Consider the following 21,845-nt stretch of genomic DNA (forward strand, 5'->3'; position numbering starts at 1 on the left):
GAAAGAAGGAGCGCGCGATGTTCATGGCCTCGAACCAGTTCAAGGTCGTCAAGGGCTGCGAGGAAACATTCGAAACGGCTTGGCGAGAGACAAGCGTCCGGCTGCGGGAAGCGGCCGGTCTCATCGGATTTCAATTCCATCGAGGGAAGGAGAGCGGTCCGCACGTGCTCTATTTCTCGGTGACCATGTGGGAGACGGAAGAGCGCTTCCTCGATTGGCGACGCGCCGAACTCTATGGCCCGCCGAACGGCGGCGCTGGACCGCGCTGCGCCTCGAGGCTGGAGGAATTCGACGCGACTGTCTCCAGAAGCAATCCGCAATAGGCGCCGACGGCGTTTTCTAGGAGAAAGACATGTTGGGAATTGGGGACAGCATACCGCCTTTCATTGTGACTGGCGTCAAGCCGGGATTTAACGAGATCGAAGAAAACGGCGAGACAGCCTTCGAAACGCTCAGCGAGACGAGCTTCCCAGGCATGTGGAAAATCATCTTCTTCTATCCGAAGGACTTTACCTTCGTTTGTCCGACGGAAATCGCGGCCTTCGCGCGCTTGTCGAAGGATTTCGCCGAGCGCGACGCCGTCGTTCTCGGCGGCTCCACGGACAATGAGTTCGTGAAGCTCGCTTGGCGACGCGACCACCGTGATCTGAAGAGCTTGCCAATCTGGCAGTTCGCGGACTCGAAGGGCGATCTGATCGATGGGCTCGGCGTGCGCGCGCCTTCAGGCGTCGCCTATCGCGCCACCTTCGTCGTCGATCCTGGCAATGTCATTCAACATGTCTATGCGACGAATCTCGACGTCGGCCGCGCGCCGGACGATACGCTGCGCGTCCTTGACGCCTTGCAGACCGGCGCGCTCTGCCCCTGCAGCCGGCTGGTCGGCGGCGAAACGCTTATCCCTGCGGCGTAACCGCGGACGCGGCGCCCGGCAACTGCAGCGTCAGACATTTCGCGGCGCCGCCCGCCTTCATGAATTCCGAAAGCGGCGTCACGACGGGCGTGAATCCCGCGTCAGTCAGGCGCGAACGAAGATCGTCGGAACAGGCGTTGAGGAACACGCGCCCGGCGACTTCGACAGCGTTGCAGGCGAAAGCGAGCGCGTCTTTCTCGCCGACTTCGATCCGCTTCTCCGCTGGCGCGATGGCGCGGATCGCTTCCCGCGACGCGATGTCAAAGGCATCCGGGTAATACATCAGCCAACCGCCGCTCAGTGGGCAGAAGCAGGTGTCGAGATGATAAAAGCGCGGGTCTACGAGCCTCAGCGCGACGGCGCGTCGGCCGAAGATTTTTTCAAGATGTTTGGGCGCCGCTTCGCCTGAGCGCCAGCCATAGCCGCACCAGACAATGTCCCGCGCGTGATCGAGAAGCGCGTCGCCGGCGCCCTCGAACGGGACGTTCTCCGGCCAGGGCGCGATCGAGTAGCCTTGCGCTTCGAACCATTCGCAAAACAGACGCTCTTCGGGCCGCCGTTCCTTGGCGTTGAAACGACTCACGACGGCCGTGTCGCCGATCGCAAGTCCGGCATTGGCGGTGAAGACCATGTCCGGCAGGCCGGGCGTCGGCGCGACGAAGGCGATATCGCTATGCGCCGCCAGCTTGCCGCGCAAGTTCTCCCATTGCGCCTTCGCGCGCGGAAGCGCCGCTTGCCCAATCTGATTCTCCATCCACGGGTTGATGATGTAATCGACGCCGAAATAGTCGGGCGCGCACATCAGTAGCGCGCGACGCGCAGGCGCAGCCGCGCGCGCCTCCCTCCGCGGCGCGTCGCTCAACACAGCGGACTCAGCGTCGACGTTCATCAGCAAACTCTCTTGCATTGCACGTCCGTCGATCATGCGGGCTGTTCCGTCCTTACGAGAGTTGCGACGTCTTCCTGTTCCGCCTCGAGCGGATGCAGCAATGAGAACAAATCCTTCGGGTCTGCAGGTTCAGCGATCAGCTCGATCTCGCGGCCGACGCCCGTCTCCCGCGCAAGGTCGCGCAGCAGGCGCAACACCGAAAAATCCTCGATGGCGAAACCGACGCTGTCGAAGATCGTGATCGCGTCTTTGGAGGTGCGCCCGGGCCGATGACCGCCGAGAATTTCCCGCAGTTCCGTCACCGGATGCTCTGGGCCGAGTTGCTGAATTTCGCCCTCGCTGCGCGTCTGCGGCGCATATTCGACGAATATTTCGGCGCGCAGCAGCAGGTCGCGCGCCAGTTCGGTCTTGCCTGGACAGTCGCCGCCGACCGCATTGATATGGGTCCCAGGCCCAACCATATCGTCGGCCAGTATCGTGGCGAATTTCTTATCCGCCGTGATCGTCGTGATGATGTCTGCGCCGGATGCGGCGCTGCGCGCGTTGGCGCATCGAATGATCGTCAGGCCAAAGTCGGCCATGTTGCGCTCGAACTTCTCGACGGCGTCAGGGTCGACATCGAAGACGCGAAGCCGGTCAACGCCAAGAACGGCATGAAAGGCGCATGCCTGAAACTCCGATTGAGCGCCAAGGCCGATCAGCGCCATCGTCTTGCTGTCAGGCCGGGCGAGATGCGCCGCCGCCAGCGCCGAAGTGGCGCCGGTTCGGAAGGCGGTGGCGAGCGTCATATCGGCGAGGAGCGTCGGATAGCCGGTCTCGACGTCGGCGAGCGCGCCGAAGGCGACGACGGTCTGCAGATTGAATTGCGTGTTGCCGGGATGACCGTTGACGAATTTAAAGCCGAAGGCCTCGCCGTCGCTCGTCGGCATCAGTTCGAGGACGCCGCGCGCCGAATGGCTCGCGTAGCGCGGCGACTTCTCGAATGCGTCCCAGCGGATAAAGTCCCGACGCAGATAGTCGACGAGCCGCAACCAAAAGCGTCGCGCGCCCACCTCTCCAACAATGCGGGCGATATCTCGCGCGCTGAGAAACGTCACCATACCTTCTCCAATCAGTGCATGGCGGAGAGACTAGAACGCGGCTCCGCTAATCAAAATCGCCATAAATTGGCAAAAAAGCTGGAGTTTTGTCATTTCGGTCATAGATAGTGACCGTTTCGACAGAGATATGAGCATGGACGATCTCGACCATCGACTGATCGCGCTGCTGCGGACCGACGCGCGCGCTTCTTTATCCCAGCTCGCCAAGGCGCTCGGCGTCTCGCGCGGGACAGTCCAGAACCGACTCGACAAGCTCATCGCGTCCGACGTGATCCTGGGCTTTACGGTTCGGCTGAAAAATCCTTCCGCATCCGATCGCATCCGGGCGATCATGATGGTCGAAGTCTCCGGCAAGAATTCCCGTCGCGTCGCTCAGGCGCTGCGCGGGCTCCCGCAGATCCACACGCTGTACAGCACCAACGGGCCGTTCGACCTCATCGCGGAAATCGAGTGCGCCAATCTCGAGGAGTTCGATCGGGTGCTGTCGGGCGTGAGAATGATCGAGGGCATCGCGCGAAGCGAGACGAGCCTGCTGCTTGCGCCCGCATGAACGCCCTCTGGCGCATCGCGCACGCATTGGGGCGCGTCAAGGCGAACGGTTCGATATCGTTCAGAAGAGCGCCGGCGTCGCCTTGGAGCCCGTCGGAACCGGCTTTTCGTCTCCTTCCACTGCGCGAGGCAGACAGACGCGCGCGATCAGCCCGTTCGGCTCCCGATCGAGCAGCGACACGGATCCGCCGTGGTTCTCGACGAGCGAGCGCACAATCGATAGGCCGAGTCCAAATCCGCTGTGCGCGTCGAGCGTTCGTCCCGGCTGACCGCGAACGAAGGGCTCAAATGCAGTGTTCTTGCCGTCCGCTGACATTCCCGGTCCGTCGTCGACGACGTCCACCTCGATGAGCTCTCCCGGGCCGTCCGCGATGTAGATGTCCACGGTCTTCGCGTGATGCGTCGCGTTTTCGACGAGATTGGTGAAAATGCGCTGCACGTCGCAAATCGATCCGAAGACCATCTGGTGGCCATCGCCATGGTAGGTCACATGATGACCAAGGTCGCAGAACTCGTCGGCGACGGTTTGCAGAACGCTGTCGAGATCGACCAGGGAACAGTCGGACGTGTCGTCTCCTTCGGCGCGCAAATACTGCAGATTCTTGAACAGCATGGCGTCCATGAGATCGACGTCGCGCATCATCCGTTGCTGAAGGCTTTGATCTGACACGAATTCCGTTTTCAGCTTCAAGCGCGTGATGATCGTTCGCAGATCGTGACTGACCGCCGCAAGCACATGGGCTCTCGCGGCGATCATCTTGCTGATGCGCGCCTGCATACGATTGAGCGAACGGGTCAATTCGCGAACTTCCTGGGGACCTCGCTCCGGGAGCTGCGCCTTCGTATCGACATCGTTTGGAATCTGCTCAGCATATTTTGCCAGTCGTCGTAGCGGCGCCATGATTGCGTTCAGCGCCCAGAACACGAAGATCGCCGTGAATATGATAAAGGACAGCGCCGTTCGCGCCCCCTGAGTCAGAATAAACGGTTCGTCATCGGCATGTTGCCACAGCCATCGCCATATCGAACCGGGAGATTTTTGATGCTCGGCGATCGAGACCGTCGCATAGCCGCCCTTATGCAATTCGACGGCGAGGACGCCGTAATCTTCGGGCGTTGAACTGTCGACCTTGAACACGTCTGCGCCGTTCCACAACAGTGAGTCGATGTGGCGGATTTCATTGTCAAAGGCGAGATCGCCGCCGCCCGTCGAAGATGTCGCCGCCGGAGGGCGCGACTCCTGAATCTCGATACTGGCGTAGGGAACGGCGTGAGAGAGCGCTGAAATGACATTGGCTCTCTCCGGAAGCGGCGCGACGTCCAGAGCGAGGATTATGCTCGCGATGAAGTCTCCTTGGTCGACGATGTGCCGCCTGCCGAACACATGAAACATGCCGATGACGATGGTCTGGAACGCCACGATCGACACGAAAATCAGCAGCGTGATTTGCACGGCCAGTTTGTTGAGCCGGAAACGCCAGGGAAGGCGAGCAGGATTCATGCGCGCGCCACGTGAGTGGAGAAAATATAGCCCTCGGAGCGAACCGTCTGGATGAACGCGGGCTTTCTTGGATCCGCTTCTATTTTCTGTCGAAGCCGGCTGATCAGAACGTCGATGCTGCGCTCGAAGGGCCCGGTCGTCGGGCCATGCGTCATGTTGATCAATTGCTCGCGCGTCAACACCCGATTAGGATTTTCGCACAAAGCGTGCAGCAGATCGAATTCGGCGCCGGTCATGGCCACCTTTATGCCGCATGGCGCCACGACCTCTCGAGCGAGCACATCGACGCGCCAGCCGGAGAAAAGATACGCTTGCCGTGCGGCGCGCCCGTCGACGGCGTTCGCGTTCGGGGTTTCAGTTCGCCTCAAAACGGCGCGGATGCGCGCCAGCAGCTCGCGCGAATTGAAAGGCTTGACGATGTAATCGTCGGCCCCGAGCTCCAGACCCAATATCTTGTCGATGTCCTCCGACTGCGCCGTCAGTATGATTATAGGGATGCGTCTCTCGGATCGCACCCGCCGGCAGATCGACAAGCCGTCTTCGCCGGGCAGATTAAGATCAAGGATCAGCAGGTCATAGGCGCCGGCGCTGAACGCAGCGTCCATTGCCTGGGCGTTTGCGGCTACCTTCGTCTGAATGTCGTGCGCCGCGAGATAGAGGGAGATGAACTCGCCGATTTCGGCGTCATCCTCGACGATCAGAATTGAAACGGGAGGGGTCAAGGGAGGCGCAATCGCTTTCGTTGGAGCTCGCCGGAAACTAATAATGCAGTGTTTCTAGAGTGTTTCCATCACAAAAAAGACCCCGCCCCGCGACGCTTCAGTAGCTCTGGTCTGATCTCGTCGGATTTTGGAAATAAATCAGAAACAATCTCTGTGGCCTGAAAAACTGGAGAAACACCACAGCCACTGGCCTGTCCTATGTTGCGGCCGCGCTAACCGGTCGGCGCCAAGGTTTCGACTGCGCGCGACTGCAAGGACAACATATGAAAAGCAAGGCTCAGGCTGTCACCCACGACCTCGAAGCGAGCGCGGCAGACGCGAACGCCTCTCAGCGCGCCGGATCGTCGGCGCAGGACGGATGGCTGGGCTTAGGCGGATCAGACGGAGATTTCGCCGGCGCGACAGGACCAAGTCACATCGCCGTGGACGAGAATCATGCACAAGGGACGCTTCCAACAAGGTTCACGCCGAAGACCGGCCTCGCCGGATTGGCCCAAAATTGGCGCGCGGACGTTCTGTCCGGCTTTCTGGTGTTTCTTATCGCGCTGCCGCTATGCCTTGGCATTTCGATGGCGTCGGGCTTTCCGCCGCAGGCGGGCATCATCACCGCCGTCGTGGGCGGCCTGCTGGTGTCGCGCATCAACGGATCTTTCGTCACCATCACCGGCCCGGCGGCGGGCCTCATCGTGGTCATTCTGGATTCGGTGCAGGCGCTCGGCGGCGGCGACGCGAAAGCCGGTTACCACTACACCTTGGCGGCCATTGTTTGCGCCAGCGTCATTCAGATGCTGATGGGCGTCATGAAGGCCGGCAAGATGAGCGCCTTTTTTCCGTCCTCGGCCGTGCATGGCATGTTGGCGGCGATCGGCATCATCATCATGGCCAAGCAGATTCACGTCATGCTCGGCGTGAAGCCGGACGCGCAGACTCTGTTCGAGACGATTGGCGCAATCCCCGCAAGCATTCGCGACATGAATCCGGAAGTCGCCATCATCGGCGGCCTTGGGCTTTTGATCTTGATCGCCTGGTCGCTGGTGAAGAGTCGCCGACTAAAAATGATCCCGGCGCCACTCGTCGTCGTGATCATCGGCATGGCGCTCGCGCAATATTACGATCTCGACGATGAACATATCTATCTCTTCCTGCCCGACACGCCGTTCCTGCCGCATCACGAATTCACGATCGGTCCGAAATTCCTTGTCTCCATTCCGCAGAACTTCCTGTCCGGCTTCGCCTTCCCCGACTTTTCGCTGATTCGCTCCAGCGTATTCTGGCAGCAGGTCTTCGCCATCTGTCTCGTTGGCAGCCTGGAAAGCCTGCTCAGCGCGGCGGCGGTCGATAAGCTCGACCCCTATAAGCGCACCTCAGATCTCAACCGCGACCTCGCGGCGGTCGGCTTCGGCAATATTATATGCGGCCTGATTGGCGGCATGCCGATGATCGCTGAAATCGTCCGCAGCTCCGCCAATGTGAATAACGGCGCGCACACAGGGTGGGCGAATTTCTTCCACGGGTTGTTCCTGCTGATCTTCGTCGCCCTTTTCCCGAGGGTCATTCACGAGATCCCGCTCGCCTCGCTTGCTGCGCTGCTGGTGTTCACCGGCTACCGACTTGCCTCGCCGCTCGAGTTCAAGAAGACGTTGGCGATCGGCTGGGACCAGCTCACCGTTTTCGTGATTACCATCATCGGTGTTCTGGCGACCGATCTCTTGATCGGCGTCGCCATCGGCATCGCCGCCGAGTTCCTGTTCCACTTCTGGCGCAGCGTCAATTGGGGGCAGGTCTTCAAGCTGCATCGCGACGTCTTGGAGAGCGAACCCGGCGTCTATCATGTCAGGATCGGCGGCGCGGCCTTTTTCGCCAATTACCTCGCGCTCAAGGGCGATCTCGCCAAGCTTCCAAAGGGCAAGACGGTCATCTTTGATCTCTCAGACTCCTGGTGCGTCGATCATACGGTGATGGAGAACCTTCATCACTTTTGCGAGGACTATAAAGCAAACGACGGCCACGCAGAGATTTGCGGACTGGATCAACACGTCGCGACGTCGAAGCATCCTCTCGCCCCGCGCAAGCGCACCGCCTGATCCGTAAAGTTCACGCAAGGCGCCGCTGACGACCGCCGCGCCGATTCGAAGGTGACACGTATGCCGCTCTATCTGGCGCTGACCTGTGTCAGCGCCCTGCTCGCCGTCAGCGTCTACGCCATCCTCGACAGGCGGAACCATGACGTCAGCCGCAACGTCTATCGCCTTTGCATCGGCCTCTGCGGCGTCCTCTTCCTTGCAGCGGTCATGCCCAGGGGCGCTCATGTCGTTTCGACGGCTTTGCCGCTCGGACTGCCGTGGATCGGCATGCATTTTCGCATCGACGTCCTGACCGCCTTTTTTCTCGCTGTCGTCAATCTGGGCGGCGCGGCGGCGAGCGCCTATGCGATCGGCTATGGCGCGCATGAGAAAGAGCCGATGCGCGTGCTGCCGTTCTACCCAGCTTTTCTCGCTGGCATGAACCTCGTCGTGCTGGCCGACGACGCCTTCACCTTTCTCGTCGCTTGGGAGTTCATGTCGCTTGCGTCATGGGCGCTCGTGCTGACGCACCATCATGAGGAGGAGAACAGGCGCGCCGGCTTCGTCTATTTGTTGATGGCGAGCTTCGGCGGTTTTGCGCTGTTGATGGCGTTTGGCGTTCTCGGGGGCGTCGGCGGCGCCTATGACTTCGCCTCGATTCGCGAGTCGACCAAGGCGGGATGGACGTCGGGCCTCGTCCTGGCCCTCGCCATTGTCGGTATGGGGTCCAAAGCCGGACTCGCGCCCTTACATATCTGGCTGCCGCTCGCCCATCCGGCGGCGCCGAGCCACGTATCGGCCCTGATGAGCGGCGTTATGACGAAAGTCGCCGTCTACGGCTTCATTCGTGTCGTGTTCGATTTGCTCGGACCGCCGGCCTTCTGGTGGTCGGTCGAGCCCATGACTTTTGGCGCAGCGAGCGCCCTCATCGGCGTTCTGTTCGCGACGATACAGAGCGATCTGAAGAAGCTGCTCGCCTACAGCACCATCGAAAACATCGGCGTCATCTTCATCGCGCTCGGACTTGCCCTGGCGTTCAAGGCCAATGGCATGGCGCTGCCGGCCGCCCTCGCCTTCACTGCCGCGCTCTTTCACGTTTTCAATCATTCGCTGTTCAAGAGCCTGCTGTTCTTTGGCGCCGGCGCGGTGCTGAACGCGAGCGGCGAAAGAAGCATCGAGCGCCTCGGCGGTCTTATTCACTCCATGCCGAAAACGGCGTTCCTTTTTCTCGGCGGCTGCGTCGCCATCGCCGCCCTGCCGCCGCTGAACGGCTTCGTCTCGGAGTGGCTGGTCTTTCAGGCGATCCTGCTGAGCCCGTCGCTGCCGCAATGGACCGTGAAGCTCCTCGTTCCGGCGGTCGGCGTAGCGCTGGCGCTGAGCGCAGCGCTCGGCGCCGGCTGTTACATACGCGCCTATGGGATAGCTTTTCTGGGACGGCCCCGCAGCGAAGCGGCGCGCCAGGCGCATGATCCAGATCGCTGGTCGCTCGCGACCATGGCGGTTTTGCTGACGCTGTGCCTCATCGCCGGTCTGCTGCCGGGCCTCCTCATCGACACGATCTCACCCGTGGCGAAAGATTTTGTCGGCGGCCGCATGCCGACCCAGGCTGAACTCTCCTGGCTCTCGATCGCGCCCGTCGCCGAAAGCCGCAGCTCCTACAATGGGCTTCTGGTCTTCCTGTTCATTCTTTTCTCCGCCTGTTCGGCGAGATGGGTCATCCACAAATTCGGCACGGCGCGGTCGCGGCGCGCGCCGGCCTGGGATTGCGGCTACTTCGAAACCAGCCCCACGACGCAATACACAGGCAGCAGCTTCGCGCAGCCGATCCGGCGCACCCTTGGCGTCATCGCCTTTTCGGTGCGGGAGCGCCTCGACATGCCGGTGCCTGGCGATACGCGAGCCGCGCGCTTGAGCGTCGAAATCAAGGATCGGATCTTCGACTATCTCTATGCGCCCCTCACGCGCGCGGTTGAGTCCTGCGCCGCCGGGCTGAACATCCTCAGTCTCCTGACGATCCAGGAATATCTCGCGCTGGTATTCGCGGCGCTCGTCTTCCTCCTGGTGCTGGTGGCGATATGACGCTTCTTTTCAACCTTATGGCGCAGAGCGTCCAAATGCTTTTGGTGCTGGCGCTGGCGCCGCTGCTTATCGGCTACGTTCGAAAGCTGAAGGCGCGTCTCTTGCGCCGCAAAGGACCGCCGATCATTCAACCCTGGCTCGATCTCATTCGGCTGCTGCGCAAGGAAGTCGTCCTCGCCGAAAACGCGTCGTGGCTGTATCGCGCGGCGCCCTATCTGATCTTTGCGATGATCTGGGTCTCCGCAGCGCTCGTGCCGACATTCGCCACGGGACTGACGTTCAGCTGGTCGGCCGATCTCATCGCCATCATCGCCCTGCTCGGCAGCGCCCGTTTTTTCCTTGCGCTCGCGGGCATGGACATTGGAACGAGTTTTGGCGGCATCGGCTCGAGCCGCGAGGCGATGTTCGGCTCGCTCGCGGAGCCGGCGATGATGATGATCGTCTTCACCGTCTCCTTCGTCGCCGGAACGACGCAGCTTTCCGAAATCGCCGCTTATATGGCCGGAAATCTGGAATTGCGCGCCTCCGTCGGCATGGCGCTCGTCGCGCTCCTTATCGTCGCCATTGCGGAGAATGGCCGGATTCCCGTCGACAATCCGGCGACCCATCTCGAGTTGACGATGGTGCATGAGGCGATGGTTCTCGAATATTCCGGGCGCTATCTCGCGCTCATCGAACTCGCCTCCGCGCTCAAACTGCTCCTTTATCTCTCGCTCATCGCCTGCGTTTTTTTCCCCGTTGGACTCGCGTCGCATGATGCGGGCGCGGAGGCGATGATGATCGGCCTTTGCGCATACGTCCTCAAGCTGGCGATCGGCGGCGGCGCGCTCGCGCTATTTGAAACATCCACGGCCAAGATGCGCATCTTCCGCGTGCCGGACTTTCTCGGCGCGGGGCTGATGCTTGGCCTCCTCGCGACGCTGCTGGTTTTCGTGACACGGAGCCTCTGATGGAGCTTTTGACAATCGACATCGCCCATGTGCTCGCGGGCGCGCTCCTCCTGACGAGCTTCATGCTGCTGTATCAGGACCGACTGTCGGGGCTCATCAATATCTACACGCTTCACGCCGTCATTCTGTCGCTGTCGGTCGCCTGGCAGGCCTATTACCAGGATGCGCCGCACCTCTATCTCACGGCCGCCATCGCAGCGATCTTCAAGGCGCTGATCATTCCCTTCAGCCTTCGCCACATCATCAAGCGCTTGCGCATCCACCGCACCGTGGAGGTCGTTGGCGGCGTCGGCATAACCATGCTCATCGGCATATTTCTCGTGGCGCTGTCGCTCGTCGTCATGCTGCCGGCGACCGCCTCCGCCGATCCGCTGTCGCGCGAAGACATTGCATTCGCCTTGGCGATCGTGCTGCTGGGGCTGTTGATGATGGTGACCCGACGCAACGCCGTGAGCCAGATTATCGGTTTCATGTCGCTGGAAAATGGTCTGGTTCTGGCGGCGGCAGGGGCGAACGGCATGCCGCTCGTCGTCGAGATCAGCGTCGCCTTTTCCATTCTCATCGCCTTCATCGTGATCGGCATCTTCCTGTTTCGCATTCGCGAGCGATTCGACAACGTCGACCTTTCTGAACTCGATCGCGTGCGCGGAGGACGTTCATGAGTTCCGATCTTTTCATGGTCTCGAACGCGCTTGTCGGCATTCCCGCCGTCGCGGCCATCGCCGTTGCGCTTGAACCGGCCTACCGACGCTCGGCGATCATCAATCTCTGCGCCTCCGGCGCGACGTTTCTCTTCGCGCTTGTGCTTTTCGTCGTCGAACCCGAACGCGGCGGCTATCTCTTCGTCGACGACCTCAACATCGTCTTTATTGTGCTCTCGACCTTCATCGGCTTCACCACGAGCGTCTACAGCGCGAGCTATATCGACCATGAGATCGAAACTGGCCGGTTGACCACGAGAAACGTCCGCTTCTATCACGCGATGTATCAGTCGCTGATGTGCGCGATGAATCTGGCGCTGCTCGCCAGCAACATCGGCCTCATGTGGGTCGCGGTCGAAGTCGCGACGCTGACAACCGTGTTGATGGTCGGCATGTACCGCACGCCGCACGCTCTCGAGGCGGCTTGGAAATATTTCATCCTCGGCAGCGTCGGGATCGCGCTGGCGCTCTTTGGCACGATCCTCATTTACATGGCGGCCGAGCCAGTGCTGGGACAGGGCTATGACGCCATGGTCTGGACGACGCTGATGTCGCAAGCGCCGCAGTTCAATCCGCGGATGCTCAACGTCGCCTTCGTGTTTCTGATGCTCGGCTACGGCACCAAGGTTGGGTTGGCGCCGATGCACGCCTGGCTTCCGGATGCGCATGCGGAAGGCCCGACGCCGATCTCGGCGGTCTTGTCCGGCCTCCTTCTGAATGTCGCGCTTTATGCGGTGCTACGGTTCAAGATGCTGCTGACGGCCAATGCGGCGGCGATTACGCCAGGCCCGCTGATGATCACCCTCGGCCTCGCATCTCTCATCATGGCGGCTTTCATGCTTTACCGCCGCGGCGACATCAAGCGGCTGTTCGCCTACTCCTCCATCGAGCACATGGGCATTATCGCCTTCGCGTTTGGCATGGGCGGACCGCTCGCCAACTTCGCCGGTCTGCTGCACATGACGATGCACAGCCTGACGAAGTCCGCGATCTTCTTCTCGGTCGGCCACATCGCGCAGGTCAAGGGCACGCAGAGAATCGCCGACATCCGAGGTCTGACGCAGAGCCAACCGGCGCTCGGCTGGTCCCTCGTCGCTGGCGTCGTCGCGATCATCGGTCTGCCGCCGCTGGGCATCTTCATGAGCGAATTTCTCGTCGTGAGTTCGACCTTCGCGCGCCAGCCGCTCCTCGCTATTCCGCTGGTTTTCGGCCTCCTGCTGGCTTTTGGCGCCTTGCTGTTGCGGCTCACCGGGATGGCGTTCGGCGAGCCAAGCCGTGACCAAGGCGAGGTGAAGGCTTCCATGTGGCCTGTCTACGCGCATCTCTCGCTTGTGCTGCTGGCGGGAATCTACCTTCCCTCTCACGTCGTGACCTGGTTCCAGAACGTCGCGCGGCTCTTGGGTTGAGTTCAAAGGATGAAAAGATGAACTTCGCCAGCAAACAGATGCCGGCCCCGCCATCGCCGCCGACGTGTCTGCCCTGGCCGCGTGAGATCGTCGACAGAGCTGGTTGGCTCGCTTTCGCCGAAAGTCTTTCGAAGGGCGAGCGCGAACTCCTCAGCCTGTGGGGCGAACCTTCGAGCGTTCACATGGCGGTGCTCGAAGAGCGGGAGCCGCGCCTACGCATCATCACATTGGAGTGTCTTGAAGGCTGCTTTCCATCCGTCGGGCGATTGCATCCGCCGGCGTTGAGGCTCGAGCGCGCGATCCGCGATATTTATGGGCTGAGGGCCGAAAACGCGCCCGACGCGCGGCCCTGGCTCGATCATGGCCGTTGGGGCGTGCGTCATCCTTGCAACGACCCCGAAAAGATCGACTCCACCAAAGACAGCTACGAATTCCTTCCCGCGGAAGGCGAACCGCTCCATCAGATACCCGTCGGACCCGTGCATGCCGGCATTATCGAGCCGGGCCATTTCCGCTTCTCAGCCAATGGCGAAACCGTCGTGCGGCTTGAGGAGCGGCTCGGCTTCGTTCACAAGGGCGTCGATCACCTGATGACCGGCGCCTCGATCGAGCGCGCCGCGCGTCTCGCGGCGCGCGTGTCGGGCGACAGCACGGTCGCCTACAGCCTCGCCTTTTCGCAGGCGGTTGAGGCGGCGTTCGACGTCAATGTTCCGCCGCGCGCGACATATCTGCGCGCGCTGATGGCCGAACTGGAACGCCTCGCCAATCATTTCGGCGATATCGGCGCCATCTGCAACGACGCGGCCTTCGCATTGATGCATGCGCAATGCGGCATCGTCCGCGAACGCATTTTGAGAGAAGCGGCAAATTGCTTCGGACACCGCCTGATGATGGATCGCATCGCGCCGGGAGGCGTCCTCGTCGATCTGGCGCGAGAGAAAGTCGCGGCGCTCTTCACGCTGATCGAGTGGATGGAGCTGATGACTCCCCGGTTCATCGCGCTCTTTGGCGACACGACGTCGCTGCAGGATCGGACCGTCGGAACCGGCGTCGTCAGCGAGGCGCTCGCAAAGCAATATGCGAGCGGGGGCTATGTTGGACGCGCCTCGGGCCGGACGTTCGACGCGCGCAAGGCGATCGGTTACGCCCCCTATCCGCAGCTGAAGTTCGAGATCGGCGCCTCGAAGGAAGGCGACGTCGATGCGCGCGTCTGGGTCCGCTTCGACGAAATCAAAGCCTCGCTGCGAATCCTCAGACAGATTCTCGACGAGGCGCCGGAGGGGCCGATCATCGCCGCCTGGGCGCTGCCGGAAGACTGGACGCGCGAAGGCGCCGCGCTCGTTGAAGGATTCCGCGGCGACATCTTCGTTTGGCTGCGCATGCGCGCGGACGGCGTGGTGCAGCGCTGTCATTTGCGCGATCCGTCCTGGTTCCAATGGCCGCTGCTCGAAGCGGCGATCAAGGACAACATCGTCGCCGACTTCCCCCTCTGCAACAAATCCTTCAACTGTTCCTACTCGGGGCACGATCTCTAGGACACGCGCGCGATGCAGAAATTCTTGCTTCAGGGCCTGCTCCGCCGCGCTCTGACCGAACCGGCGCCCATTCCCAATGCGACGTCGATCGCTGAACTCGGCTACACGCTCGGCCGAACGGCGCGCCAGAAACTGGGACGCAGCCTGTCGATCCGCGAAGTCGACGCGGGGTCCTGCAACGGCTGCGAACTGGAAATTCACGCGCTCAACAACGCCTACTACGATCTCGAAAGATTCGGCCTGCGTTTTGTGGCGTCGCCGCGCCACGCCGACGTCTTGCTCGTCACGGGTCCAGTGACGAAAAACATGCGCGAAGCGCTTGAACGAACCTATGCGGCGACGCCCGATCCAAAATGGGTGATCGCTGTCGGCGACTGCGCATTCGATGGGGGAATTTATTGCGAGAGCTACGCATGTGTTGGCGGCGTCGCGAAGGTCGTCCCCGTCGATCTTCATATTCGCGGCTGTCCGCCTGATCCGACGACGCTGCTCAAAGGGCTGATCGCCTTCGTTGAAACGATGAGCTGAACGACGCCAGCGAGCGTATTGAACATGGCCGCCGCCAGAAAAATGGTGACGGCCATTTTTGCGAAATGCGCGAGCAATATTTGAGGGCACAGAGATAAACTCGGGAAAAACCTGCGCATAAAAACTTGGCTAGAACGCAAGCGTGCGAAATGTAGAGGACGCACCAATGCAGACGCGCCAGAATGCCAAGATTTTTCGAGCTGAGCCTCTCTGGAGCGGCGCAAAGGCGAAGATCCATTTACTTAAAGACGTCAAGCGTTCGGCAATTGCGCTTACGGCTGCTGGCGTCGTGGCTCTATTGCCGCCACATCGCGCGATGGCCATGACGGACAAGGAGCAGCTGCAAATGCTCCTTGGTCAGGTGATGCAACTTAAAGCCCGCATGGATAAAAAGGACCGAGATGAGCAGGAGCGTCGCCGGGCCGAAACAGTAAATGCTCGCAGCGCGAACGTCAGGGAAACGGCGCTGACGCCGGTCGCCGCCGTCGCCATGCCAAGGATCCCAGATAGGTTCGTCTACAAGGGTCTGGAGATTATTCCCGGCGGCTTTCTGGCGCTTGAGTCGGTCTGGCGCAACCACTGGGTCGGCGCCGACGTCGCCACGCCCTTCAACGCCATTCCCTATGGCTTCGCGACGGCCGGACATACGGACGAGTTTCACTTCAGCGCCCGCGCGACGCGCCCCGCGCTCCTCGTGCGCGGCGATCTCAGTCCCACGACGCATATCCAGGGCTATTTCGAAACGGACTTTCTCGGCGCGGCCCAGACGGCGAACGCGAACCAGAGCAATTCGTACAATCTCCGCGTTCGACAGGCCTATACGAATATCGACAATGACGATTATGGGCTTCATTTCACGGCAGGTCAGACCTGGTCGCTCATAACTATGAATTCAGCTGGCACCCGGCCCGACACGTCGTTGCAGCCGCCGACGATCGATCACAATTATATGCCGGGCTATGTCTGGGACCGAAATCCTGGCGTCCGCATTTACAAGGATTTCGGAAAGCAATTCTGGTTGGCTTTGGCCGCGGAAGGTTCAGCGAACACGTTCGCAGCGCCCGGCCCAGCGTTCGGCCCTGTCTCCACTCTCCTTCCCAACAATCTCGGGATCCCCGCGCCCGCTCTACTCGCCTTGGCGACGAACGGCGGCTCGCTCAACACTTTGGATACTTATTCCTTTAATCGACTTCCCGATCTTGTCGGCAAGGTCGCATGGGATGCGCCACTCGGCGACCGGACGGTGCATCTGGAAGCGTTCGGGGTGGCGCGTGAGATGACCGAGCGCCTCTATTTCGGCAATCATCGTATTTGGTCTGGCGCCGTTGGCGCCGGCGCAATTATCCCGATCATTCCCAAGCTCCTGGAATTCCAAGCGTCGGGCATGATCGGGCGTGGCGTCGGCCGCCTTGCATCGAGTCAGCTTCCCGATGCGACCTATTCAGTTTTCGGCGCGCTCCAGCCGCTCCATCAGCGAAGCCTCCTCGTCGGCGCAACGCTGCATCCGACGCCGCAAACCGATGTTTTCGCTTTCGCGGGCGGCGACATCGCCGGTAAGAACTCGCAAGTCGCAGCCATCAATGGCACGATCTACGCGGGCGGATATGGCAATCCGCTTTATAACAATATCGGCTGCGGCCTGGAAAATCCGATATCGCAGATTACGCCGGGGGTCTCCGCCGCCGTTCCGCTCGCCGCGCTCGGCAATCCCCTTTTCGGTTGTTCCGGACAGACCCACGCGCTACGCGAAATCACCACTGGAGCCTGGCACACCTTCTACGAGGGACCGGCCGGCAAAATCAGAGTCGGCGTGCAGTTCGCCCATATCATTCGTAACGGCTTCACCGGGGTCGGCGGCGCGCCGCACGGCTCGGAAAACACCATCTTGACGAGCTTCCGCTACTTTCCCTTCTAGGTCGGTCCTACGGCTTTAAGGGCGCTTCTCCCATGCGCTTCATTGTTCGAAAGCCCATATCCGGTTCCAGTCGCTCTTCATGCTGACGACGAACCAACCCTGCCGCTGCGCCTCGTCATACAAAGACTGCGGAAAAGTCCCGATTCTGGTGTCGGGCAATCCGAGCGCCGGGCCATAGGCGTATTCGCGCTGGACGTCGTCGTGCAAAACCAACATGCCAAACCGCGCGCCGTCCCCGGACGTCGTGTATTCGAGCATCTGCCGGTCGCCCGTTGAGTTGCCGAATGCGGCGCGCGGCCGACGACCGATCATCAAATGGATGGCCTCGGGCTTGCCGGAACCAACGTCGCTGAGCAGCGTTTCGGGGCCCTCGATCAGAACGGGACGCCGGAGCTTGTCGTAACGATAACTTACGCTCTCCAGAGTCCGACAACCTGCTCGGGCGGAACGCCATAGGTCTTCTCTGCGTAGACCCGCACGAAATCTTGCCCGCCTCCGGTGACGATATACGTCTTGTAGCCGTTGGCGCGCAGATGCTTCATCAGCTCGAGCATCGGCAGATACGTCAGCTCGGTGTAGCGGCGGCCCCAGCGCGGGTGTCTTGCTGTCTCAAGCCATTTCTCCGCATCGGCTCTAAACCGCTCTACGCTCATGCCGCTCAGCGGCGCGGCCATGATCTTGATGAGGTCCCTCGTGGAAAGCTTCGATATCGCCGCCATGTTGCGAGAGAGCGCTGTCTTGAAGGGCTCGATCTTCGCAAGCGCCGGTCTTGCCTTTACGACGGCAGGCAGGCGATCCAGACAATACATCAACTGCGGGTATATCGGATGGGACGCCCAGAGCGTGCCATCCTGATCGAAGACCGCGATGCGCTCCTCGGGCGGCACGAATGTCATACTTGATGGATCGGTCGTCGCTCGAATCAATTCGACGATGGCATGTTTCGCCGGACCTTCGTTCCATGACGGAAGCGGATCGCTTCCCGCCCTCACAGATGATCCCGCCAACAGGAATGTTGTGGCCATCACGGCGAGAAGGAATCCCAATCGAACCAGCGCTTTCATCATTCCTCCCGAGAGGCCGACAGGTCGTCCATAGAGCGCCTCCGACGAGGTCGGATGTCTGCACGACGAATGGTCGACGGCAGACGATGGGCGCGGCCATTTATAAGCGATTTGCGAGATCGGCTATGGGCGCTGTCGCCATCGGCGAACATGAGTTTCCGCTGAGGAGCTAATTCGCAGAAGATCAATTGAGAGACCGAAGCGCGCGACAAATTTGCAACGCTCGGCGCAATTCGATGGCGAAAGACGCCAGAAGATCGGAACAGAGATTGATTTCAGTCGTTGTTAGGATGACGTTCTAGACAGGTTGTTCAGTGGTCCGTCTCTAAAGAAGGAGATTTCCGATGACCACCAGAAAGCTTCAGCGAAGGCGAAACGCTATCCGATTGATTCTCCAGAACCTGGAGACTCGTCCGTTCTGCGAGGATCATCTGCCGCACTCTGGCGGATGGTTGAGCCAGCCTCGACCCAGGCTGTCGCGCAACTCCTCGTCCAGCGGCGGCACTCAAGGCGATCGCCGCTAGAAATTTGCGGCGGCGGCGCGTGAGCGCCTCTCCGCAGCGCCCGCAATGGGGACGCGTCAGCGTTCCGGCGACGAACGCCCCGACCGTGGATGTAACGGCGGGGCGTTCTGCGTTTAGCCTGGAGGCGGATTGGAGGGCAGCAGATCTTGCCGCGGAATTACTTCTCGGCTCGGGGGGATTCCGGCGCCTCCAGCACATTTTCAATCGGGCAGTCGAAGTCCCAGACGACGCCTGTGCTGTCGTATTGGAGCCTTGCATCCCCTCTAAGGTTCAATCTGATCATGTCCCGAATGACTGTGGACCCGAAGCCCTTACGCGCAGGCGGAACGACAGTGGGACCCTCCGTCTCACGCCAGCGCATCGCGAAGCGCCGGCCTTCGCCATCGCGCTCGCGGACGCCCCATTCGATGTCGACGCGGCCATCCGAGTTGGACAGCGCGCCATATTTGACGGCGTTGGTCGCCAGCTCATGCAGCGCCATGCTGAAAGATTGCGACGCCGCGGCCGAGATGGTCAGCGGCGGGCCTTTTAGCGTGATGCGATCGTCGATCAAATCCTCCAGATGCGCGAGCTGCGCGCGCACGAGATCGCTTAGCGTGACGCCTTGCCAATCGCTGGCGACCAGCAGGTCCTGGTTCGCGGCGAGAGACAAAATGCGCTCCTGAAACGTTTCCTCGAAGTCGCGACCTGGATCGCCCGCGGTCGCTCGTGCGATGGCCAGCACGATGCTCAACATGTTTTTCGAGCGGTGATTGAGCTCTCTCATGAGAAGAGCGCGCTGTTCCTCAGCGCGCACGCGCTCAGTCACGTCCCTCGACAGCACGGCGACTCTTGGGCTTTCCGCTTCCTCGATGCGAAAGACAAAGGCGTCATAGATCTTGCCGAGCGCTCGCGCTCTGCGGACGACGCGTTCGGCGTTCCCGGATGCCGCGACTCTGCCGATCGTATCGATCCAGTCCTTTTCCAGGCTGGGCACAAGCTCGCGACCGCTCCGCCCTTCAACGTTCTTCAGTCCGGTGGTAGCCTCAAATGCTGGATTGACTTCAAGGAAGCGGTAGTCGATCGCATGACCGTCCTCGTCATAGAGTGGCTCGACCACCGTGAAGCTTTCGTCAATGGATTCGAACAGCAGGCGATACCGCGACTCGCTCTCGCGCAGCGCCTCTTCCGCGCGCGCCCGCTCGATCGCCGACCACGTTCGCTCGGCGACATCTTCTGCGACGGCCGCCTGAGCGGCGCTCCAGGTCCTCGGTAGCCGCGAATGAACGGTAACCACCGCGACCAGCCGGTCGTCCTTGACCAGCGGCGCGGCCAGGAAAGCGGAAACCGAACGGTTTTCGAATGACCTTAGGATCTCAGGCGCCGCCGTGCGCGGGTCATTGCGGACGTCGCTAACGGCGATTGTTCTGCCGCGCTTGAGGTCTGCGAGCAGGGCCTCTCCCCAACTCTCGAGACGATGGCGCCCGGCGTTGCTTGGCGCCGCGCCGTCGTTCCAGTCATGCTGAACAGTTGCGTGTTCGCCGGTCTCGTCGATCTCCGCATAGGCCGCCTCGTTGGCCTCGAGATGACGGCCCAGGACCTCGCTCGCCGCAGCCTGAATGGCCAGGGGATCCGCCAATGGGCGCAAACGGTCGTTGAGATCGATCAGGAGGTTTTGCCGAGCCTCGCGGTCCCGACGGCTCACCTCGCGCGTCCGCTGCTCTGTCGTGTCGCGTATGGCGAGAAGGATCAGGTTAAGCTGGTCGAGCCGACGGCCGTTCAGCAGCATCACCCGAGGACCGAAGCCTTGGTAAACGCGTTCGATCCGGTAGTCGTCGAAACTCTGGCGGCGAGGGAGAATGTCCTCAAGCAGCCGTCGCAGCTCCGGGGTGTCCCACTGGCCATTGCCAAGCTCGTAAACGAGACGTCCTTCCGTCTCCTTGGGATCTCCACCGAAAAGTTGGTAGAAGGGCCGATTCGCCGAGTGAACCGTGAGGTCCCCGTGGAGAATCAGCAGCGCTTCACGCACGCTGTCGATCAGTTTCTCGGCGAACTCGATTCGGCCCTCGAGTTCATGACGGAGCCGCTCACGCTCGGTGTCATCGGATATCGCAAGCAGGATGCGATCTTTTTCATCCGGCCGGCGGATGCGCTTGGCGTTAAACCACATGACGCGACGGCCGACACGTTCGAAGTCATGTTCAACGCGGCAATCCTCGATCGCACTGTTTCGCTCAACAATTTGCTCTAGAAGCCGGCGCAGCTCCGGGATGTCCCACAGCCCGTCGCAAAGCTCATAAACCGGTCGGCCGACTGTCTCCTCGCGCGTCACCTGAAACTGACTGAGGAACGCGTCATTGGCGAACTCGACCGTGAGCTGTGAATCGAGCGCCAGCAGCGGCAGGCTCACGGTCTCCAGGATTGAACTCGCATAGGCGGAAATGTCCGTCTCGGTTGTCATGCCTACTGAACTCAGATCGACGATCAGCCTTGCTGAAGGTAACGCGTTTGGACGCGAGAGGAACCCCGTAGTGCGAAAGGCATGCGCAGAGGATACGATCGTCTGGCGAATCTCGATTATGATGCCCTTCAATCGCCATTGACTGTCGATTCGAGGGAACACGTGCTTTTAAAATTCTGGATGTCGCAGACGACGCTCGTCATGGCGCTCATGCTCACAGGCGCCATGGCCGCTGTCGCGCTTTTCCTGTGCTGGCTCAGCTTCGCCTCGCGCTTTGCCGCCTATGCACAGAGCTGGAAAGGCGTCGTGCCGCCCTTCGTGGCCGTCCCGGCGACCCTGTTTGGCCTGCTGATGACGTTTCTCTCGCAGGACGTCTGGGACGCGAATCGCAGCGCCTATCGCGCCATCGCCATGGAGCGCGAACAATTGGCGACGCTCGCAGCGCTTTCCGGCAATCACGGAGACCACGCGGACGATATTCCGCGCGCCGTGCGTGACTATGTGGAAACCGCCGTTGGCCTCGAATGGAAAACCATGGAAGACGGCAAAGAATCGCCGGAAACCGAGGCCGCGCTGAACAGACTCACCCGCGCGGTCGCCAGCGCGAGAATCGAGGCGGCCTTCCAGCGCGCGCTCGTCGATACGGTGATGCGTTTGCGATCGGCGCGGGAACAACGACTCGCGATTGCGGGGGCCTTTCCCGACGATCGCAAATGGGCGGCGGTGATCATCATCGCCTTCATCACGCAAATCGCCCTTGCCGTCGTCCATCTCGACCGCCCCAGGCCTCAGCTTCTCGCGCAGACAATTTTCGCTTTGGCGGCGATCGTCCCTATATCGCTCGTCGCCTCCGTGGACGAGCCCTATTCGCCGCCCAATGCGGTGAGCTCCGAGCCGCTGACACAGCTGCTGGAGCGCTATCCTCAAAAGTGACCGGCTCACCTTTGATAGCGCCCTGCAGACGCAGCT

Annotated in this window: 19 protein-coding genes; 12 read left to right on the top strand and 7 right to left on the bottom strand. The window is 61.1% G+C overall.

What is annotated here, in order from left to right; translation table 11 throughout:
• Positions 1-17: 17 nt before the first annotated feature.
• Positions 18-323 (top strand): antibiotic biosynthesis monooxygenase, encoded by a 306-nt coding sequence (locus IYX23_RS04430; RefSeq protein ID WP_246716472.1) that lies wholly within the window; start codon positions 18-20, stop codon positions 321-323.
• 29 nt (positions 324-352) lie between these two features.
• On the top strand, positions 353-910 hold the full coding sequence (locus IYX23_RS04435; RefSeq protein WP_196392079.1) for a peroxiredoxin: 558 nt from the start codon (positions 353-355) through the stop codon (positions 908-910).
• On the opposite strand, the gene IYX23_RS04440 is transcribed toward IYX23_RS04435, so the two are convergent.
• Together IYX23_RS04440 and IYX23_RS04445 are read right to left on the bottom strand one after the other, a co-directional pair.
• A complete protein-coding gene (locus IYX23_RS04440) occupies positions 894-1,799 on the bottom strand; it encodes an arginine deiminase-related protein (RefSeq protein WP_246716473.1) in 906 nt (301 codons plus the stop codon). The genes IYX23_RS04435 and IYX23_RS04440 overlap by 17 nt on opposite strands.
• Before the next feature lie 32 nt (positions 1,800-1,831).
• Complete coding sequence (locus tag IYX23_RS04445) at positions 1,832-2,899, bottom strand: ornithine cyclodeaminase (RefSeq protein WP_196392081.1); 1,068 nt, start codon at positions 2,897-2,899, stop codon at positions 1,832-1,834.
• A 133-nt stretch (positions 2,900-3,032) separates the two neighbouring features.
• Between IYX23_RS04445 and IYX23_RS04450 the strand changes: the two genes are divergently transcribed.
• The gene (locus IYX23_RS04450; RefSeq protein WP_036241384.1) at positions 3,033-3,449 is read left to right on the top strand and encodes an Lrp/AsnC family transcriptional regulator; all 417 of its coding nucleotides are present in this window, start codon (positions 3,033-3,035) and stop codon (positions 3,447-3,449) included.
• 60 nt (positions 3,450-3,509) lie between these two features.
• On the opposite strand, the gene IYX23_RS04455 is transcribed toward IYX23_RS04450, so the two are convergent.
• Entirely contained in the window at positions 3,510-4,949 is a 1,440-nt protein-coding gene (locus IYX23_RS04455) for an ATP-binding protein (protein WP_196392082.1), read from the bottom strand.
• On the bottom strand, positions 4,946-5,671 hold the full coding sequence (locus IYX23_RS04460; protein ID WP_196392083.1) for a response regulator transcription factor: 726 nt from the start codon (positions 5,669-5,671) through the stop codon (positions 4,946-4,948). The genes IYX23_RS04455 and IYX23_RS04460 overlap by 4 nt, the downstream gene beginning before the upstream one ends.
• 263 nt (positions 5,672-5,934) lie before the next feature.
• On the opposite strand from IYX23_RS04460, the gene IYX23_RS04465 reads away from it, so the two are divergent.
• The 8 genes from IYX23_RS04465 to IYX23_RS04500 all read left to right on the top strand — a co-directional run bounded on the left by IYX23_RS04465 (position 5,935) and on the right by IYX23_RS04500 (position 16,848).
• Positions 5,935-7,755, top strand: coding sequence for a SulP family inorganic anion transporter (locus tag IYX23_RS04465; protein WP_210330486.1), 1,821 nt, complete (start codon positions 5,935-5,937; stop codon positions 7,753-7,755).
• A gap of 60 nt (positions 7,756-7,815) precedes the next feature.
• Positions 7,816-9,813 (top strand): hydrogenase 4 subunit B, encoded by a 1,998-nt coding sequence (gene hyfB / locus IYX23_RS04470; protein WP_196392125.1) that lies wholly within the window; start codon positions 7,816-7,818, stop codon positions 9,811-9,813.
• Complete coding sequence (locus tag IYX23_RS04475; RefSeq protein WP_196392084.1) at positions 9,810-10,763, top strand: NADH-quinone oxidoreductase subunit H; 954 nt, start codon at positions 9,810-9,812, stop codon at positions 10,761-10,763. Before hyfB ends, IYX23_RS04475 begins: the two co-directional genes overlap by 4 nt.
• Positions 10,763-11,425: a hydrogenase-4 component E gene (locus IYX23_RS04480; protein ID WP_196392085.1), complete on the top strand. Its 663-nt coding sequence runs from the start codon at positions 10,763-10,765 to the stop codon at positions 11,423-11,425. The genes IYX23_RS04475 and IYX23_RS04480 overlap by 1 nt, the downstream gene beginning before the upstream one ends.
• Positions 11,422-12,870 (top strand): hydrogenase 4 subunit F, encoded by a 1,449-nt coding sequence (locus IYX23_RS04485; RefSeq protein WP_196392086.1) that lies wholly within the window; start codon positions 11,422-11,424, stop codon positions 12,868-12,870. Before IYX23_RS04480 ends, IYX23_RS04485 begins: the two co-directional genes overlap by 4 nt.
• 17 nt (positions 12,871-12,887) lie before the next feature.
• Positions 12,888-14,405 (top strand): NADH-quinone oxidoreductase subunit C, encoded by a 1,518-nt coding sequence (locus IYX23_RS04490; RefSeq protein ID WP_246716474.1) that lies wholly within the window; start codon positions 12,888-12,890, stop codon positions 14,403-14,405.
• A 12-nt stretch (positions 14,406-14,417) separates the two neighbouring features.
• Complete coding sequence (locus tag IYX23_RS04495) at positions 14,418-14,933, top strand: NADH-quinone oxidoreductase subunit B family protein (protein WP_196392088.1); 516 nt, start codon at positions 14,418-14,420, stop codon at positions 14,931-14,933.
• A gap of 322 nt (positions 14,934-15,255) precedes the next feature.
• Complete coding sequence (locus tag IYX23_RS04500) at positions 15,256-16,848, top strand: hypothetical protein (protein WP_246716475.1); 1,593 nt, start codon at positions 15,256-15,258, stop codon at positions 16,846-16,848.
• A gap of 39 nt (positions 16,849-16,887) precedes the next feature.
• Here IYX23_RS04500 and IYX23_RS20115 read toward each other — a convergent pair whose 3' ends face one another.
• From IYX23_RS20115 to IYX23_RS04510, 3 genes are all read right to left on the bottom strand, one after another.
• Positions 16,888-17,160, bottom strand: a complete 273-nt coding sequence (locus IYX23_RS20115; RefSeq protein WP_246716477.1) for a hypothetical protein — start codon at positions 17,158-17,160, stop codon at positions 16,888-16,890.
• A gap of 98 nt (positions 17,161-17,258) precedes the next feature.
• On the bottom strand, positions 17,259-17,912 hold the full coding sequence (locus IYX23_RS20120) for an HAD family hydrolase (protein ID WP_246716478.1): 654 nt from the start codon (positions 17,910-17,912) through the stop codon (positions 17,259-17,261).
• Positions 17,913-18,593: 681 nt separating this feature from the next.
• Positions 18,594-20,876 carry a PAS domain-containing protein gene (locus tag IYX23_RS04510; RefSeq protein ID WP_196392090.1) on the bottom strand — a complete coding sequence of 761 codons (2,283 nt, stop codon included), beginning with the start codon at positions 20,874-20,876 and terminating at the stop codon, positions 18,594-18,596.
• Between the two features lie 162 nt (positions 20,877-21,038).
• On the opposite strand from IYX23_RS04510, the gene IYX23_RS04515 reads away from it, so the two are divergent.
• Positions 21,039-21,809: a hypothetical protein gene (locus IYX23_RS04515; RefSeq protein ID WP_348643628.1), complete on the top strand. Its 771-nt coding sequence runs from the start codon at positions 21,039-21,041 to the stop codon at positions 21,807-21,809.
• Positions 21,810-21,845 lie beyond the last annotated feature (36 nt).

Source organism: Methylocystis sp. L43 (genome assembly GCF_015709525.1).
Classification (GTDB): domain Bacteria; phylum Pseudomonadota; class Alphaproteobacteria; order Rhizobiales; family Beijerinckiaceae; genus Methylocystis.